Source organism: Brumimicrobium mesophilum, from assembly GCF_003025005.1.
In the GTDB taxonomy this organism is placed as follows: domain Bacteria; phylum Bacteroidota; class Bacteroidia; order Flavobacteriales_D; family Crocinitomicaceae; genus Brumimicrobium; species Brumimicrobium mesophilum.
Genome location: NZ_PVSS01000002.1, coordinates 94,461 through 112,598, shown reverse-complemented (window position 1 = coordinate 112,598; position 18,138 = coordinate 94,461). Strand labels below are relative to the sequence as shown.

The following is an 18,138-nucleotide window of genomic DNA, read 5'->3' as shown; positions in this document are numbered from 1 at the left end:
TTATGTTCAGTAAATTAAATTCTTGCTCTACTTAAATTCTGTTTCAACTTCCTTTAAAAGTTTAATTTTTTCTTCATTAGAATAGAACTCTGATTTTTCCAGTTCATTTTTAAAAAAATGAATGCTTTCATCGATTTCTTCCTTTGGTAAATCTTTGTTCATCATCATTTTTGCATCTAAAATATAAAGATGAGTTTCAGAAAAATTAGGATACGATTTTAATTGAATTTCCCATGCTTCAATGGCTTTGTTGTATCTTTCCTCGTTATAGAAAAACCAACCTTTACCATTCAAAATTCCCAAAGAAAAATCGATTTTACTTCCATAATGATCGATTACTTCATTTTCAAACTTGTTGAATTCTTCAATTTTGTCATAGTCATTAGAAAAGTACTTGTTTTGACTTTTGGCCCATTCTTCAAAAATTTCGTATAATGCTGGAGCAATTATTAAACCTGGTGTAGCGTTATGACCCGCTTCCTTAAACAACAATCCTTTTGAATTAATGGAAGCGTTTTGAAACCCTTGAAGTGAAGAGTCCATTTTATGATAATCTGCTGGGTAATCTCCTCCAATTCCAAATCGGTAATATTTAGTGGATTTAGATTGATAATCAGCTAAATTTTGAATAGAATCGGTGAAATCTACGTTTTTTTGAGTGAAAAATGGACTTAGTGAAATGATTGCATCAACATCGTCTAATTGAGAAAATAATAAAGAAGTTGTAAAATAGCCATATCTTGAATGTCCAATTAAAATCCTATAATCCGAAGCGTTTAAATCATTTTCCGCCATTGGAATAATTTCATCAAATATGAATTTTTCGTTGTCTGAAGCTTGTGCTTCGCTATTGTAATTAGAGTGAGAAGTTTCGTTATATCTAAATATGTGCTCAGATTCAATGCTGATTATAATTGAAGAAGGCATTTGGTCATTGCTTGTCAAATAGTCAATGGTGTTGATGATGTAATTATGACTTCTTGGATTTTGACGATCAAAAATTACAATCAAAGGAAATTTACGATCCATATTTTTCTGCCATTCATAAGGAACAGTGATTGAAATGTTTTTATCGAAACCAAGAAACTTAGAGGAAATGGTTGTATCCAAAAGCTTATTATAACTTTCGTATTCCTGTGCGATAACTCGAGTAGAAGTAATAAATATCGCTAAGAAAAGGGTTAAAGCAATTTTCATGTTTATAGGTGTTAAAGTAAAGTATAGCGGCTTATTTCTTTGGGTGAATAATTTCTTCAGATTCATTAATCAAACTATCATATTCTTGGATAATATTTTCCAAAGCTTTTATTGGCGGAAGTTCATTTACTTGATAATTCTTCATCATTGGCGCTGTAATAAACAGTTTCATTAACAAAAGTTGATCCTTCAGTGAAATAGATTTTTCATTTATCGTTTCCAATTTTTGTTCGTAAGTAGCCATTTTTGATTGATAATTTCTTTCAAGCAACTCGAAGGTTTCTTCTGTTGATTCCCTTAAAATTGAATCATGAATATTTCTGATTAGCTGCTTAACTGACAACCAATAGCGCTCATTTGTGGCAGTATATTTTGAATATGGTTTGAGGCTATCATTTTCATAATTATACATTTTAAGAATTTTCTCATTGACTTGATTCAACTTTGAATTTTTCTCCATTGCTTCATTATACAATTTAGAAATGATGTCATAATTCTTCTTTCTAGAAATAGAACTAAGTCCATAATCAGCTTTTTCATCCAAAACCTCTGGAGTTTGATTTTGAACTACTTCTGCTGCACCTACATTGTTTTGTGTTTCAGGAATCCCATTACAAGCTACGTTAGTTGCAATAAGAAGAGCAATTATAAAAAACTTTATTTTCATCGTATTTATCTATTTTAAAATTGATTTCTAGCGGTAAACAGACTACAAAACTTCATTTTAATTTTATTTATTGTAAATCAAAGGCATTTTTCCTTTCCATTTATTCCATAAAGCATTTTCTAGGATTAAAAGTGACATAAAATGTGCAACATTTATTCTACTGACTTTTCCAGCGTTAAAAATGGCACTTCGAATTGGAGAAGGGTGAATTTGATAAGGTGTGATTTTATCATCATTAATCAAACTATCTGGACGAACAGCTGTCCATTCTATATTTTTATTCTCCTGACCAATTTTCGTTCTAAGATAATCAGCTGCATTTTCATTATCACTATGTGGAGGAAGCAAAAGCCTCAAAGTTCCAACAACGAGTTTCTCTGCAAAACCAATAGTTTCGTCTAAATCTCTGTTCCGATTACCAGAAGTATTCATTAGAACAAATTTAACCTGAGTTTTTGGATTGTTCGAAATTACAGATTCACACAATCTTCTCACTGCCTCTGTGACTAATTTTCTAGGTTTACCGTAAATACCTTTAAAGCTCAAAGTGTGTCCCAAGCAAGATGCAATAGCATCGATATCTGAAGTTAAATCTCTCATTTGTACATCACTGAGGTCCAAAATACTTGCTGTAATAATTTCTAGATTTAGATTGTTTTTCCAGGAAACAGGAAGCTTCTCAGGAGATCTAACAACAATTTTTACGCTATTATTTTTAGACAAGAGTTGGCTAACCAAATGTTTTCCTGTTGCTCCACTTGCACCAACGATTAGTATTTTCATGATAGTTAATAATTTTTTTTGACCTAATTAATTAAAAATTGACCATTCTGATATCCAAAGTTAGTTTCACCAAAATCATGTTCATAGGTAAAAGAACATTCTTTTAATTCTAAATCTTTAGCATAAAGTGCTTCATGGAATTCGTTTAAGATCCGTTTAGTTTTTGGATTGTCTTCTTCTGCAAAATAACCAGCACCGAATCCTGTTAAACTAGCTTCAAAAGAGAAATCATTTTTATTATCTAAAATTTGAAAAGTAAATCCTTCGAAATGTATTGCAGGGTTTGCGCCAAGAAAGGAGTAAAGTCTGACGTAGAATTCACAAATTACATCATTTTTAATCACTAAGCTTTTGATTCGAATATTGCTTTTTTGAAATTGAGTAATCTGAAATCTTGAATTCATAAGTTAAGTTTTCTCTTATTTTTAATTTTTTCTCTCCGTGTAATTTGACATCTTAAAATTAAGAAATAGAATTTATTATTAAGTAGGATTCACTTTTCTTTTATTAAGACCAAAATTATTCGATTAATTACATTCTATTCGGTTGAAAAACAGGATGTCCTTTCGTATTTCATGCTAGAATATGGATCTATTCCCCCGCTTATAAAAAGTACAATTATAGCTTCAAATCTTCCATTTATAACCAATAATTCATCCTCTAGGAATTTTAAGATCAATTTTTTTTCGTAATAAATGAAGAACAAAAGTGGAATTCCAATAGGTCGAATAAAACGACGAACATAAAAAGAATCGTTTTTCCATTTTCCCTTTAATTCGAAATTTTCTACTAATCGATCACCATCAATAACATTAATGGAAAGTGATTTTTTATTTTTTCGAATTTCGACTAAGAGATGATTCCAATTCGGTAATGTATCCTTGGAGAAAACTTCCAGTCTTAATTGATCAACCAAGTTAAAGCGATAATCACAAGAATTATCTAAATAATTAGGGCAATTTGAGTAAATCAAATTTTCAAAATCGGAGTAAGATTCTTCGTTCGGACCTAATTTTTCTAATTTCTTTGTTGATACACAGCTGCAAAGAATGAGTATGAGCAAAATTAGTTGAAATTTCATATTAATTAAATTTGAATTCCTTAAAAAGAAGGTGTTCCTGTATTAAAGGAGTGAGAATTTAGAATTTCTTCATTATCATCGGGGTTTGAGTAAAAGTAAAAGGAGTGAATATCGTTAAATTTAGTTTTAGAAACGGTTCTTTTTATTTTATATAAATATTCAGAATTTGATAATGAATAGACATTTATTTTTTTGCTTTCGAAGCATATTCTCAATTCTCTTTTGATCTGATGCGCTGCGAAAAATTGATTAAGAAGCGATAATTCTATGGTGTCCTTTTTAAAGAATTCCGAATCTGGTACATTTTTAAATCTTTCCTTTAAAGAAATTCCAATACTGTCATGAATCGATAAGATGTAATTTCCATTTTTGAAATGAGAATTTAAGTCAGCTTGATGAATTGGAAGTCTCAAAACATTTGATTTCATTTCACTTATATCTTTTTGAATAGAACAACTCATAAGAAGAAATAAAAAGAATAGAACAGTTGAAAAGGGTTTCATAAATAAAATTTTATAAGTCTAAACCTACCAACGGATAGTTATTTATGGTTTAAATTTACCAATTATTAGGTAAATTTTTCTTCACGTTATCGATTAAATATTGATAATCGACGATAGGATTTAGTCGTTATGAACGGTTTTATGTTTTCAGGAAAGAACTTGGTTTTTGACTTTCAGGTAATAACTAGTCGTTACTTAACCGTTATTATCGGCTATGGAGTTGCTATGACTGAGGTGTAGAAGGTCTGCATTTTCAGAAATGAATTTAGTTTTTGACTTGCTGTTGATAACTAGTCGTTACTTAACCGTTATAAACGGCTATGGTATTGCTATGACTGAGGTGTAGAAGTTTTGCATTTTCAGGAATGAATTTAGTTTTTGACTTGCTGTTGATAACTAGTCGTTACTTAACCGTTATAATCGGCTATGGAGTTGCTATGACTCAGGTGTAGAAGATTTACATTTTCAGGAATGAATTTAGTTTTTGACTTGCTGTTGATAACTAGGCGTTACTTAACCGTTATAAACGGCTATGGTATTGCTATGATTGAGGTGTAGAAGGTTTGCATTTTCAGGAATGAATTTAGTTTTTGACGTTCTGTTGATAACTAGTCGTTACTTAACCGTTATAAACGGCTATGGTTTTGTTTTGAATGGATATGAGAAGTTTAGATTTTTTTGAACATTAAAATTATTCAAGTGTATTTAGTTCAATTCCAAATTTATTGTCTTTCTATTCTCACTATTAAAGATCAAAAAACCGCTTTCATTTATAAAGTCAACTTGTATTTCTTTTGGCTGAAAAGGTATTGTGTCAAATTGAACTGAATCCAACACAAAGCTTGTGATTGCTACTCCAAGATTATTAGAATATTCAATATCAGACATAATTTTTTCAATATCAATTGGATTTATAATTTCGATATTGATAAATTTTCGGTCTTCCATCATTTCACCATTAGTTTGAGATTGTAAAGTTGTAAAGTCAATAGATAATCTTTCTGCGTCATATTTATTGGCTAAATATTGTTCGACTTCAGTCATTTCTCTTTCAATCGAATTGCATCCGAAAGTAACTAAACCGATTAAAAATAATATAATAATTTTTACATTCATTATTTCTCAAGTTATATAAAGCTAAATTGAATGAACAACATTCCATTCCTAACGTGTCTTCTTAATCTTTGTAAAGCTAATTCCTAAATTTCGTTCGTAATTCTTCAAAGTTTTAGCTTCGGCATTATTCACAAAACTGATTGATACACCTTCTTTTCCTGCACGAGCAGTTCTACCACTTCGGTGTGTATAATATTCATCGTTTTCAGGAAGTTGATAATGCGCTACGAAAGTTAAACCAGAAACATCAATTCCTCTTGCTGAAACATCTGTGGCTACTAGAATACGTAAAGTTTCATTTTTGAAGGCGCGCATTACTTTGTCGCGTTCCTTTTGAAGTAAATCTCCATGAATTGCGTCCGCAGCTATGTTTTTCGCTATTAGTTGCTTGGCTAATTTCTGAGTAGCGGCTTTTGTTTTACAGAAAACTACGCCTCGGTTTTTATGTTGAGATTTTAAGAATAGGAGTAAAGCTTCTAATTTTTCAGATTCATCACAAACTAAATATTGATGAGAGATATTTTTATTGACAACATCTGCCTTTTTTACTTCAATTTTCACAGCATCCTTGGACATATGCTTTGATATAATTTGTTGAATTCCATGAGGAATCGTCGCGGAAAACAACCATTTGTTATCAATTGAATGCACAAAACTTAAAATTTCATCCAATTCTTTTTTGAATCCCATGCTCAACATTTCATCCGCTTCATCTAAAACAACGGTCTTGACTTTTCGTAAATCAACTGCTTTTTTATTAACTAGATCAATTAGTCGACCTGGAGTAGCTACTATAATGTGCGTTGGTCGCTGTAAAGCTGAAATTTGTCTATCAATTTTTTCACCACCATAAACTGCTTCGATGAAAATCTTATCTGAATATTTGATGAATTTGAATAATTGCTTTGCTACTTGTTTTGCCAATTCTCGAGTTGGACATAAAATCAAGCCTTGAACTGATTCTAGTTTTGGATCAATTTGTTTCAATAATGGAAGTCCATAGGCTGCTGTTTTTCCTGTTCCAGTTTGAGCCTGTGCAACAATATCCGTTTTTCCAGCCAAAAGAATAGGGATTACCTTCTTCTGAATATCAGTTGGTGTAACTATATTTAATTCTGTAAGTCCTTTTACTATTCCTGTGCTAATTCCTAATCCCTCAAATTTTTTCAAAACAAATGTGTTAAAATTATAGCCACAAAGGTACATAAAAGCTTGGAGGGTTTGTCAAAATAAAAGATATTGATGAAATCAAAAAATGTATTCGACAAAAATGATTTCCAATCATTGAAACATTAATTTATAAATTATTCATCTCTATTTCTTTCCTCTTTTTAATCCTTTAACTCCTAATAAAACGAGTAAAGCAATTAATATAAAAGGCCAAATATTAATCAAGTAAACAAAGAACCAAACCAAATTATCCCATCCGTTTTTAAATCCATCTGAGAATTTATTACCAAATTGGTTGGTGGTTGTTTTAGTTTCATAAATCGTAATTTTTAAGGTCGAAAGTGAAATTCTACTTTTTAAATACCTTAATCGGCCTTCAATTGATTCGATTTCAGATCGTAAATTGCCAATTTGCTCTTCCACCTGCAAGATTTCTTTAACATCAACTGCCTTTTTTAGAATCTCTAGATATCTATTCTCCAGCTCTTTTTTGGTTTTAAGTCTTGCTTCGATATCTAAAAATTCTTCTGTAACGTCTTTAACTTCTATGTTTTTACTATCAAAATTTGATACATCTTCCGTAGCATCTTGCAATAATTGATCAAAATTTTCTGCTGGAACACGAATTTCAAATGTATTGCTTAATCTTCCGGTAGATTTATGTTCATCCTCGTAAGAAATATAGCCTTTGTGTTTTTTTACAGATTCAAAAATTAATTTTCTAGTCTTGGAAATGTCATCCGTTTTATATTCTACATTCCCCTTTTTGATTAATTTTCTGTTGGTAGTTATATCATCGCTTTCATCCATTGAGGATTTTTCTTGCTGCGCAGTTTCATAAGAAGGGATGGCTAGTTCATCAAATGAATTATTTTCGTTTTCAGCACAACCAGCGAATATCAGGACTATTAATAGCTTTAAAAATATTCTTGTTGATTTCATATTCGTGAATTTTAATAATTTAAAAGTAATCTTTTTAGCCATAAGATGTGAATTGAATTAGATTTAATCATACAACTATATTATTTGAGTTCTAATTCAATAAATATGTGAATAGAGTATCCTATCTTTGCACAATGCAGTCGAAACTCCTTTTAATAACTCCGCCATTTACTCAGTTAAATACTGCTTATCCGGCAACCGCATATCTTAGAGGATTTCTGGAGGAACGCAACATTGCCACTGCTCATTGTGACTTAAGTATTGAACTTTTTACTGAAATTTTCACCAGTGACTTTCTTCGCGCTATTTTTCAAGAAGCGGAAGATATGCAGAGTTTTAATTATCCTTTGGTGAGAAAATTGAAGAAACTTTACATTTCGCGCGTTGAAACGGTTATCGCTTTTCTCCAAAAAAGTGATCTAGTAACAGCAAATAAAATTCTTGAAAACAATTTTCTACCACGCGGACACCGTTTGTCAAAAGTGAATACCGAAATCCAATGGGAAAAGGGAGAAATTGGAGTTATTGACAAGGCAAAACACTATGCAACGCTGTTTATAGAGGAAATCGGTGATTTTATTCAGTCAAATGTAGATGAGTTTTTTGCTTTTACTAAATATGCCGAACAGATTTCAAATGATTCATGCAGTTACGATCAATTGGATGAATTTTTGAACTATGAGCCAACACTTATAGAAGACAAGATGCTGGAAATATTTGAGGAACTTATTCAAAAGCATTCACCAACTTTGGTTTGTTTTACTATTCCTTTCCCAGGGAATTTGTTTGCTGCTTTGCGCTGTTCTCAATTCATAAAACAATTTTATCCACATATTAAAATTGCGATTGGTGGAGGATATTGTAATACAGAATTGCGCTCACTTGAAGATCCAAGAATTTTTGAAAGTGTTGACTTTATTACTTTGGACGATGGGGAAGGGCCTTTGTTGAAAATTGTAAAATATCTTGAAGGCAATGTCGAAATAGAAGATTTGGAAAGAACTTTCATTTTAGAAAATGGTCGGGTTGTTTACAAGGATAAAACACCAAATACAATTTATCATCACAAGAATTTACCTGCTCCCAATTATGCTGATTTACCATACGAAAAGTACATTTCATTCTTAGATGTTGTAAATCCTATGCACCGCATGTGGACGGATGCAAGGTGGAATAAATTGACAATTTCGCATGGTTGTTATTGGAAACAATGTTCGTTTTGTGATGTGAATTTAGATTACATTGCAAATTATCAAAACACCACTGCCGATGCTTTGGTAGATAAAATCGAGAAGATTATAAAAGATACCGGAATCACAGGATTTCATTTTGTAGATGAAGCTGCTCCGCCGAAAATGTGTCGTGCATTATCGCTTAAATTAATTGAGAGAAATGTAAAGATTACTTGGTGGACAAACATTCGATTCGAAAAAACTTTTAGCGCCGAATTGTGTCAATTAATGGCAGATTCTGGTTGTATTGCCGTAACTGGAGGACTTGAAGTAGCTTCTGACAGACTTCTGGCGAAAATGAAAAAAGGAGTGGACATTGCTCAGGTCACAAGGGTAACCAATAATTTTTCTCGAGCAAAAGTAATGGTTCATGCTTATTTAATGTTCGGATTTCCAACTCAAAATGAACAAGAAACCATTGATTCTCTTGAAGTTGTCAAGCAATTATTTGAGAAAAATTGTATTCAATCGGCTTATTGGCACCAATTCACGACGACAATTCACAGTCCGGTGGGTAAAAATCCAGATGATTTTGGAATTAAAATTATAGGTCCATCATTTAAAGGTTTTGCACAAAACGACTTATACCACGAAGATCCAACAGGAGCAGACCATAGAAAATACTCTAAAGGATTAAATCTAGCTTTGAATTCCTATTTGAATAATTCAGGTTATGATAAAGAAATGCAACATTGGTTCGAATTTCCAGTAGCTTCAACCGACCATCCTAATGATTTAATTGAAGGTTTTTTAAATGAAGGAATGGCGAAGACTGTTGCTGTGGGGTGAATTTAGATCAGAATTAATTCTTGTTTTAAACTTGGCCTTTGTATAGAATATTTTAATCATTTCTTTAAAATATCAAAGCGTGCGGTCGGTTTTGCTTTAAGTCTAGCTTCTTGAATTAGTTCACCTGTCCTTTCACAAACTCCATAAGATTTATCTTCAATTCTTTCCAATGCAGAGTGTAGTTCCCTTGATTTAGATTGAAGTCTATTCATTAATTGCTTGTTTTTAGCTTGCTCTTGAAAATGCTTACTGCTTTGATTAAATGCAACGTTTGTATTTGCTCGTTTTTGTTTCTGTATTTCTCTTTCTTTTTTCAATTTAGTGAGCTCTTCATCAATAATTTTGATTTCCTCATCAATAATCGATTTGAATTTTTTAAGCTTTTCTGAACTGAATTGTATCTTTTTATCTGACATGTTTTGGTTTTTAGTTTAAGAAATTTGTGAAATCAACAAATACTGAAGATGGAATTATTGCGGTAATTCTCAATGAAAAATACTAATTCCGTAATTCGTAAAACTTGTGCTGATAAACTAATATACAGATTTAATTTTCAATTTTTAAGATATTATAATTCTTTGTGATTTACGACAATATCGGTTTGTACCTTAATTAATCAGAATTCAAAATCTTAAATAATATTTTCTGAAGCTACACGCTAAGGTGAAAATATAAAATGATTTACGAGAATATTCCTATGTATAAATTATCGATAAATCTTAGAAGAGGATGCCACTGGAATGAATTTATGTAAGTAAGTATAAACCCTTTAAAACTAAAAAAAGCCCACCAATTGGCGGACTTTTAAAATATGCTCTAATTTATATTCTTAGTGACTTCGAAATAAATTTCGGATTTAATATTTTCAAGTGAATCCGTTGATAATTTGTTGTTATCAATTACTTTTTATCCTTCACATCAATCGTATGACCCATTCGGTCACGTTTTGTTTCCAAATAAAACTTATTGTGTTTATTGCTATCGATTTCTAAAGACACATTCTCAACAACTTCCAAACCATAACCAATTAGTCCAGTTCTTTTTGTTGGGTTATTAGACATCAATCGCATTTTTCTTACGTTTAAATCACGTAAAATTTGTGCTCCAATTCCATAGTCTCTTTGATCACCTTTAAATCCAAGTTTTTCATTTGCTTGAATGGTATCGTAACCTTCTTCTTGAAGCTTGTAGGCTCTCAATTTATTCATCATTCCGATACCACGACCTTCTTGATTCATGTAAACAATTGCACCTTTTCCTTCTTCTTGAATCATGCGCATTGCTTCATGCAATTGAGGTCCACAATCACATCTACACGATCCAAAAATGTCCCCTGTCATGCATGAACTATGTACCCTTACTAAAACTGCTTCGTCAGGATTCCATTCACCTTTTATTAAGGCCAAATGCTCTTCTCCACTGTTTTTATCTTCGTAGGCTACCATGTCAAAATCACCAAATTCTGTTGGCAATTTAATCTGAACTTGGCGCTCAACCAATGTTTCTTTCTGTAAACGGTATTTGATTAAGTCTTCAATTGTGACGATTTTAATACCGAATTTCTCCCCGATTTCAACCAATTGAGGCAAACGCGCCATTGAACCATCTTCATTTAAAATTTCTACGATTAAACCAGCAGGTTGGAATCCTGCAAGTCTCGCCAAATCAATTGCTGCTTCAGTATGTCCAGCTCTTCTTAATACTCCGCCACGCTTTGCACGTAATGGAAAGATATGTCCAGGTTTACCTAATTCTTCAGGTCTAATATTTGGATCAATTAATGCTTTTACTGTTTTGTAACGGTCCATCGCAGAAATACCAGTTGTACATCCGTGACCTATTAAATCTACAGATACTGTGAAAGGTGTTTCATACGCTGCTGAATTTGATCTCACCATTAAGTCTAAACCTAATTCGTCACACCTATCTTCAACGAGTGGTGTGCAGATTAATCCGCGACCATGTGTAGCCATGAAATTAATTATTTCAGGTGTAACATTTTCTGCTGCTGTAAGAAAATCACCTTCGTTTTCACGGTCTTCATCATCAATAACAATAATAACTTTTCCTGCTTTGATGTCTTCAAGCGCTTCTTCTATCGTATTCAATTTATATTGCATTGCTGTGTTCTAAAATTTATTGCAAAATTACGATAATTAAGCCGGATAATAAACTCATTGACGTATTAGTTGAATGAGTTTGTCTGTTACCTTACTCCATTCATAGTTTTCCATAATGAATGTTCTACCATTTTCTAAAATTAATTGGTATAATTCTGGATTATCCTGTAAACGCTTTATTTGATTTGCAAATGATTCAGCACTGTCTGCTATCAAAATTTCTTTCTCCGGTTTCGCTCCTAATGCATTGTTAGCCATGCTAGTTGTTATACACGGGATTCCTAATGCCATGGCTTCTAGCAATTTGTTTTGAAGTCCTGTTCCTAAAAACATTGGAGCAACAAATATTTTGGCGCTGCGGTAGGCTTCTTTTATGTCGTCAACGTATCCTGTAATTTCCACTTGAGTGTTAGCTAATTTCATTACTTCCTTGGAAGGATTAGATCCTGCGATTTTCACCTTTAGATTATTTGAAAGTAAAGGCAAAATGTCATTGACGATAAATTGTGATGCCGTAACATTAGGTGGGTAAGACATGTTTCCTATGAAAACTAAATCAACAGTTTTTGGATGTTGGTTTTTTATTTCGAGGAATGAATCATCAACTCCATTTGGAATAATAACAATCTCATCTCTGTTCTTATGAAAAATGTATTGTTTGTCCTGTTTTGAAATTATAGTATGATGCTCAAAGTATTCAAAAATTGAATTTTCGTAATTCATCAAACGCTTGTATTCACTTTCAAAAACAAATTTACTCAACCTTTTCGCATTCAAAGAACGTCTTTCTAATCCTTTCGATAATGCGTCCATATAGTCTATTGTTTTTGGACAATCATGATAGTTTTTTACGTATTCTGAAGAACGAACCAATTGACAATAAATATGATCTGGTTTAATTTCAGATAATAATTTATTGATTTTTAATTGAATTGAATAATGATGGAAATAACCAACTTGAATGGGTTTTCTGTTGAATAATTTCGTTCCTGCTCCCCAAACTTTTTGTAGAATACTTATCGGGAAAATATTAATCGATTTGCAATAAGGATTTAACTCTTGAATATGATCTTCTTCAACCTTAATTTCAGATGTACTTATTAAATGAACTTCGAAATGCTTAGATAATTCTTTAATTTGATGATAAGCACGCAATTTATCTCCTTTTTCCAGAGGAAAAGGAAATCTAGAAGTGATCACCACTAATTTTTTATATGTCTTTAAGGAATGCAAGGAGTCTTCTCGTAATTTTTTCTTCACTGTAATTGTTGCGAATATACAATTTGGATTGTGTTCCCAACTTTTTTCTCAATTTTTCATCCAAATGAAGTTTGTACATTAATTCCCTAAATTCATTTGGATCATCTGCTATAAGCACCTCTTTGTTGTGAGTGATATTTACTCCACGAACTCCCTCCGTTGTTGTAACGATAGGTTTTCCCATGGCCATGTTCTCTAATAATTTGATTTTTAAACCACTTCCAGATTGCATGGGTATAATGCAAATTCCATGATTCGTAATAAAATCAATTGCATTCTTGATTTCACCACAATTTTCTACTGATGGATGATGCAAATCCTCTTTTTTCAAACTTTTTCCTCCGACATAGAATTTTGTACCCTTTAAACCTTCTGGAATCACTTTTTCCGTCATCCACTGAATTCCTTCTTGATTGGGTTTCCAATCCATAGCACCTAAAAAGTAAAAGTCAGACTTTGAATAATCTGCTTCTGGAAAATTCGTTTTTACCGCTGTTGGAATAGCAGTTGTCATTACTTCTGGTTCAAATTGTTGGAAGAATTTTGCATCTTCCTCAGTAATTGAAATAATCCCATTCACCTTAGAAAGTTCTTGAATTTCAAATTTCATTAACTGCTTGGCTAGTTTTTGAAAATACCATTTCTTAATGAACGAATTTGTATTTTCACTCATTGAAGACCAAATTTGGTATTCAACATTGTGAGTTCTTGCAATTACCTTTATGCCTTTGTCCTTGAATAATTGTAAATAGGGAAGGAGGTAAATACTTTCAAGTATAGCAATATTGTATTCTCCTTTATCTAGTTCTAATTTGATTTTAGCAGCTACTTTCTTATCATAAAACCGTGTAACATTGTAAGATTTATTCTTTATTAAATGAATAATAGCATCTAATAAATTTGTTTTTGTATCAATTCTACTCGAATCAATTTTCATTCTTTTTATCCATGATTCAGGATAGTGCTCAATGTTAAAGGAATGTTTATGAGTTGAAAGTGTAAAATGTGTAACTTCTACATTCGGTGCAGACAATAATGACTTCAAAATGCTTGAAATCGCAATACAACCACCGTCTCTAAGTGGAAATGGAGGCTTATTTGAAAAATGGAAAACCTTAAGCATTTAATTAGTCTTTTTAATCTTTTTCTTCTTTTTGAATATCTTAGGAATAGTCACAACACTTCTATCTCTTGCTGCACTCATCATTAATAAGATAGCCACAGGTGTCAAAATTATATTTGGTCCCCACATTCCGAAGAAAGGCGTAATCACCCCATTATTAGCCATCCCATCTCCAATTGTGATCAATACAAAGTATACCATAAAGAGAAGAGCAGCGATAACAACTGGAGCTCCAAATCCACCACGTTTTACAATAGCTCCTAGCGGTGCACCAACAAAAAACAAGACAATAATTGAAAAGGACAAAGCGAATTTTCGATGAAATTCAATTTCATATCTTCTTAAGTTTCGATGTCTGTTTTCATCTATACTGATTTGACTTTCAGCTGATTTAATATTGTTTCTTAATTGCGTTTTCATGTGATTGATAGTGTTTTCACTATTTTCATCAGTCATGTCGTCGAAGTTATAAACTGGGATTATGATGTTTGCAGAATCACGCTTAGATTTTTTAATATTTGCTGAGTCATTTCTGGCAGTATTCTCTTTATATTTTTTTATTGAATTATAATTTGGCATGTCAGCAAGTAGATTAGCCGTGTCAAGCTTAACTTTATTTGCATAATTCAAGGCTTGGAAATATGCATGTTTCACTTTGGTGTTTTCTGCCAACACATCAATCAACTCCCTATAGCGAATCTTCATAGAGTCAACTGTTTCATTAATTTGAAATACATTCAGCATTTCATAATCATTTTTGAACATGTCATCTTTAGTGCGTTGTAATTTAAAACCAGTCATGTCCATTTTATAGGTTGCGGTTTTAAAATCGGATTTCCTACCTGGAAAAACACCTCCTTTAGAACTGCTTTTTCCTTGAAAATTTGCAACATTTCTTAACTCTTCAATTACATCTCCATTAAAAAGTTTGAAGAATAAGAATTCTCCATTTTCAGATTGGTAAAATTCACCTGAATCAGCCCTTATGGTTTTTAATTCGCTGCTCACCCTTCTATCGTGAATGATGATATCTTTAAAGCTGTTGTCTTTTCCTTCTTTAATTTTTATACTAAATCCATCAATTTCCTGAGTATAGGTTCCAGGTTTAAGGAAGGAAGTCATTTTCTTTTCTTGAATATCCCAAATGATTGAATGCCATTTGTAATTTGCAATTGGAATTACGTAGTTGGAAAAATAAAATGTTCCAATGGCAATTAAAATCACTACTCCTGTGAGTGGTCTTAAGATTCTATAAATTGAGAGGCCACTTGATTTTAGCGCTGTTAATTCATTAGATTCACCTAGATTTCCCATTACTATTAATGAAGAAAGTAAAATGGCCAACGGAAGGGCTAATGGCAATAAACTAGCAGAAACATAGAACAAGAGTTCGAGAATAATGCTTATTTCCAAACCTTTACCCATCAAATCATCGATATATTTCCACAAGAATTGCATTACAAGCATAAACATGGAAATGAAAAAGGTCGCTAAAAACGGCCCCACAAATGATTTTATGAAAAAAATACTGAGTTTTTTCATTCTTTTAATTCAACTGCGAAAATAGTGATTTATTGTAGAGGTGCAATGCATTGTGCCTCTACAAATAAAAAATTGTGCCACCACAAATAAAAATTTTGAGCAAAGAAAGATTTATTCATTCAATATTTTCATGTAACACACAGCAATTTTAAGCGTTATACCCACCATACAGTTGTTGATAACTCCTTAAAATGCCTTAAAAAATCCTAAAACTTTTTTCCATATTTGTAATATGAATAACTTTCGCACGATTTTACTTCTTATGCTTATTTCTAGCTTTTCAGTTGAAGCGCAAGAAGACTACTTTCTAACTCCTCAAAGTAAAGCCTATCTCTATCATACCGTTAGAAAAAGTCCGATTTTAGAATTAAATATCGGTCGTTATATTGACTTTAAAGGAGAAGAGGTGAGACTGCCAAACGGAGATATCAATTATGATTCTACCGAACAAAAAATTATCAATCAACCCGATTTATTGGTCATTTATTCACAAGAAATTAGCCGTTCCCCAAAAGGTTTACTTGCTGAATTGTCCAATAAAATGGCGATATGGGAATTGAATCAATTGCTTCAATCTTATAGAAGTAATACCCTGATTAAAGACGGTAATTTGTCAGATTATGAGCAGTTTGAAGGATTGTTGATGGATGAATTGCCAGAACAAGCCAAAAGAGAAAAAAAAGATGAAGTCGTTCTAAATAAAAGAATTGAAAAATTAACCAATCCAACTTTAACTTTTAAAGATAAAGTCGCAATACTTGATGGCTTTGGTAGTTGGACAGAGGAAGAAAAGCTACAAGTGATTTTAGCCTATAATTCAGCGGTGAATAAATGGGTTTCAGACAGAACAGAGCAAATATTTTATCAATTGGGTGGAAAAGCAGATTATTTTAAAAATATCTTAACAGCTGCTGGAGATGGTTCTACTACTTCTGGTTTATTTGAAGAAAGAGAAAAAGATGAACGCGGAAGATGGAATAGAGGCTTACCAAAAGCAGTAGGACTTTTTCCTTATGATGCTTATATCGGAATAAAACCCAATTCTAAAAAGAAAAAACCTGAAGTGCTTCCAATGGGATATACTTCTCATAGTTTTCAAACTCCTGGTGCGGGAAGAGAAACAAATATTCACTTGGATGTTTGGGGATATAATTCAGAAAAACAAACTACCGTAGTTGTTAGAAAGGGGAGAGATTATTACCCTTTGTTTGGTGCAAGCAATACCCGATTTCTATCTCCTGATTCTGCTTTTGGAGGTGGTGTGACTTACTACTCTTTAATTAATCAAGTAAACAAGGATATTGCTGAATTGGAGGAGATGATCACGGGTAAAAAAGGTTTTGATTATCAAATAAAAGTTTTAGAAGAAAAACGTGATGAAACCAAACTAGAAATTGATAAAACGGAAAAAGAATTAAACGACATTCGCTACAGCACAATTACCACAAATCACACGAAGTATAAAACGGATTCCAAACGTGATAAACGTAAGGTCAGGCAGGAAAAGGTTGTTCAATCTTACAATAGATTAAAACGCATAGAAGCTAGAATTACCAAGTTAAAAGCAGATAAGGAAAATGCTTTGATGTTAAAAATGGAACTTTCTACGCGAGCGCAAAAAATGTATGATAAGATTGGAGCAAAGTGGGTTCCATACGTAGAGAAAGATGGATATTTCCTTTTCGCAGATTCAACAACATTCAATATAGTTACTCAAGAATTCGTTTTTCCAGCTACAGAAGATAAAGAAAGTTTTGATGTTACTCTTTTGGCAATGCCTATTTCATATTTAAGCAGTCAGCACGATGAAGTGATGTTGCATATTAATATTACTGATGCCATTCCATTATATACTTCGCAAGTTCAATTGCGCATTAATGATTTGTTTGATGTTGACAAATATGAACTGAATCAAGCTACGCTATTTCAGCAGCAAGATTCTATTGCAGTAGTTGAATTTTTTGAGGCATTGGTAGATAAAAAGAAAAACTTCAATATCATTGTCCGAGGTGGAGGAGTAGGGAAATTTAAAAATGACAAAGTGGTGATCAATTATTCACCAGATGAACTTTCAGATTATCCTGGTAATTCAGCCGAAGAACGTCAAGCTGCAAGAGAAGATTCTGTTTTCAAAAGTTTAAGAATGACGGAAGTAATCATTCACATCGAAAGAAATGTAGAATTACAAGTCAACAGTTTCACCGATCCTGTAAGAAGCAATTTCAAACCCACGAATCCCGACTTACTTTCCTTTATGAATTCAAATAAATTCAGTGGAAACCAAATGTTGAGTGCCTATCGAGCATACACGACTTTGAAGACTTTAAAAAGCGAATTGAATATCTTAGCAGGTAAGTATTTGCCAAGAGAAGAAGCAACGAAAGTGATTGATAAATTAAACAAAGCAATTGATAAATCTAGGATCACTGTTGGGGCCAGATCAGTGAAGTTTAAGACTTTTGAGTAAACTATTCGATTTACTTCCTAAGCATCGTCAAGAAAAATTAACCCAAATAAAATTCTATCAAAAATTTTTCGCATCAAAATATGATTCTTTCATGACTGATATAGAATTGGTAATTGAAAAATTGATGTTATGATTTATTAATAATG

General features: G+C 32.2%; 16 protein-coding genes. 2 read left to right on the top strand and 14 right to left on the bottom strand.

The window, feature by feature from the left end; all coding sequences use genetic code 11:
- Positions 1-27: 27 nt before the first annotated feature.
- The 9 genes from C6368_RS02185 to C6368_RS02145 form a co-directional block, all read right to left on the bottom strand.
- Entirely contained in the window at positions 28-1,197 is a 1,170-nt protein-coding gene (locus tag C6368_RS02185) for an alpha/beta hydrolase-fold protein (protein WP_159038386.1), read from the bottom strand.
- A 31-nt stretch (positions 1,198-1,228) separates the two neighbouring features.
- The gene (locus tag C6368_RS02180) at positions 1,229-1,864 is read right to left on the bottom strand and encodes a hypothetical protein (RefSeq protein WP_107037542.1); all 636 of its coding nucleotides are present in this window, start codon (positions 1,862-1,864) and stop codon (positions 1,229-1,231) included.
- Positions 1,865-1,927: 63 nt separating this feature from the next.
- A complete protein-coding gene (locus tag C6368_RS02175; protein ID WP_107037541.1) occupies positions 1,928-2,647 on the bottom strand; it encodes an NAD(P)-dependent oxidoreductase in 720 nt (239 codons plus the stop codon).
- Positions 2,648-2,670: 23 nt separating this feature from the next.
- On the bottom strand, positions 2,671-3,051 hold the full coding sequence (locus tag C6368_RS02170; RefSeq protein WP_107037540.1) for a hypothetical protein: 381 nt from the start codon (positions 3,049-3,051) through the stop codon (positions 2,671-2,673).
- 134 nt (positions 3,052-3,185) lie between these two features.
- Positions 3,186-3,728, bottom strand: a complete 543-nt coding sequence (locus C6368_RS02165) for a hypothetical protein (RefSeq protein ID WP_107037539.1) — start codon at positions 3,726-3,728, stop codon at positions 3,186-3,188.
- 20 nt (positions 3,729-3,748) lie between these two features.
- Positions 3,749-4,231, bottom strand: a complete 483-nt coding sequence (locus tag C6368_RS02160; RefSeq protein WP_159038385.1) for a hypothetical protein — start codon at positions 4,229-4,231, stop codon at positions 3,749-3,751.
- Between the two features lie 705 nt (positions 4,232-4,936).
- Positions 4,937-5,347: a hypothetical protein gene (locus C6368_RS02155; RefSeq protein ID WP_107037537.1), complete on the bottom strand. Its 411-nt coding sequence runs from the start codon at positions 5,345-5,347 to the stop codon at positions 4,937-4,939.
- A gap of 48 nt (positions 5,348-5,395) precedes the next feature.
- Positions 5,396-6,517: a DEAD/DEAH box helicase gene (locus C6368_RS02150; protein WP_234369068.1), complete on the bottom strand. Its 1,122-nt coding sequence runs from the start codon at positions 6,515-6,517 to the stop codon at positions 5,396-5,398.
- Positions 6,518-6,661: 144 nt separating this feature from the next.
- A complete protein-coding gene (locus C6368_RS02145; RefSeq protein WP_159038384.1) occupies positions 6,662-7,459 on the bottom strand; it encodes a DUF4349 domain-containing protein in 798 nt (265 codons plus the stop codon).
- 134 nt (positions 7,460-7,593) lie between these two features.
- Between C6368_RS02145 and C6368_RS02140 the strand changes: the two genes are divergently transcribed.
- Positions 7,594-9,480 carry a B12-binding domain-containing radical SAM protein gene (locus C6368_RS02140; protein WP_107037534.1) on the top strand — a complete coding sequence of 629 codons (1,887 nt, stop codon included), beginning with the start codon at positions 7,594-7,596 and terminating at the stop codon, positions 9,478-9,480.
- A gap of 56 nt (positions 9,481-9,536) precedes the next feature.
- Here the strand turns inward: C6368_RS02140 and C6368_RS02135 are convergent, their stop codons facing one another.
- From C6368_RS02135 to C6368_RS02115, 5 genes are all read right to left on the bottom strand, one after another.
- Entirely contained in the window at positions 9,537-9,896 is a 360-nt protein-coding gene (locus tag C6368_RS02135; RefSeq protein ID WP_107037533.1) for a TraR/DksA family transcriptional regulator, read from the bottom strand.
- Between the two features lie 483 nt (positions 9,897-10,379).
- Positions 10,380-11,600 carry a bifunctional 3,4-dihydroxy-2-butanone-4-phosphate synthase/GTP cyclohydrolase II gene (locus C6368_RS02130; protein ID WP_107037532.1) on the bottom strand — a complete coding sequence of 407 codons (1,221 nt, stop codon included), beginning with the start codon at positions 11,598-11,600 and terminating at the stop codon, positions 10,380-10,382.
- Positions 11,601-11,654: 54 nt separating this feature from the next.
- Positions 11,655-12,860 carry a glycosyltransferase gene (locus C6368_RS02125; protein WP_107037531.1) on the bottom strand — a complete coding sequence of 402 codons (1,206 nt, stop codon included), beginning with the start codon at positions 12,858-12,860 and terminating at the stop codon, positions 11,655-11,657.
- A complete protein-coding gene (locus C6368_RS02120) occupies positions 12,811-13,983 on the bottom strand; it encodes a glycosyltransferase (protein ID WP_107037530.1) in 1,173 nt (390 codons plus the stop codon). Before C6368_RS02120 ends, C6368_RS02125 begins: the two co-directional genes overlap by 50 nt.
- Positions 13,984-15,525 carry an LptF/LptG family permease gene (locus C6368_RS02115; protein ID WP_107037529.1) on the bottom strand — a complete coding sequence of 514 codons (1,542 nt, stop codon included), beginning with the start codon at positions 15,523-15,525 and terminating at the stop codon, positions 13,984-13,986.
- Between the two features lie 232 nt (positions 15,526-15,757).
- Here C6368_RS02115 and C6368_RS02110 point away from each other — a divergent pair, with 232 nt between their 5' ends.
- A complete protein-coding gene (locus C6368_RS02110; RefSeq protein ID WP_159038383.1) occupies positions 15,758-17,992 on the top strand; it encodes a hypothetical protein in 2,235 nt (744 codons plus the stop codon).
- Positions 17,993-18,138 lie beyond the last annotated feature (146 nt).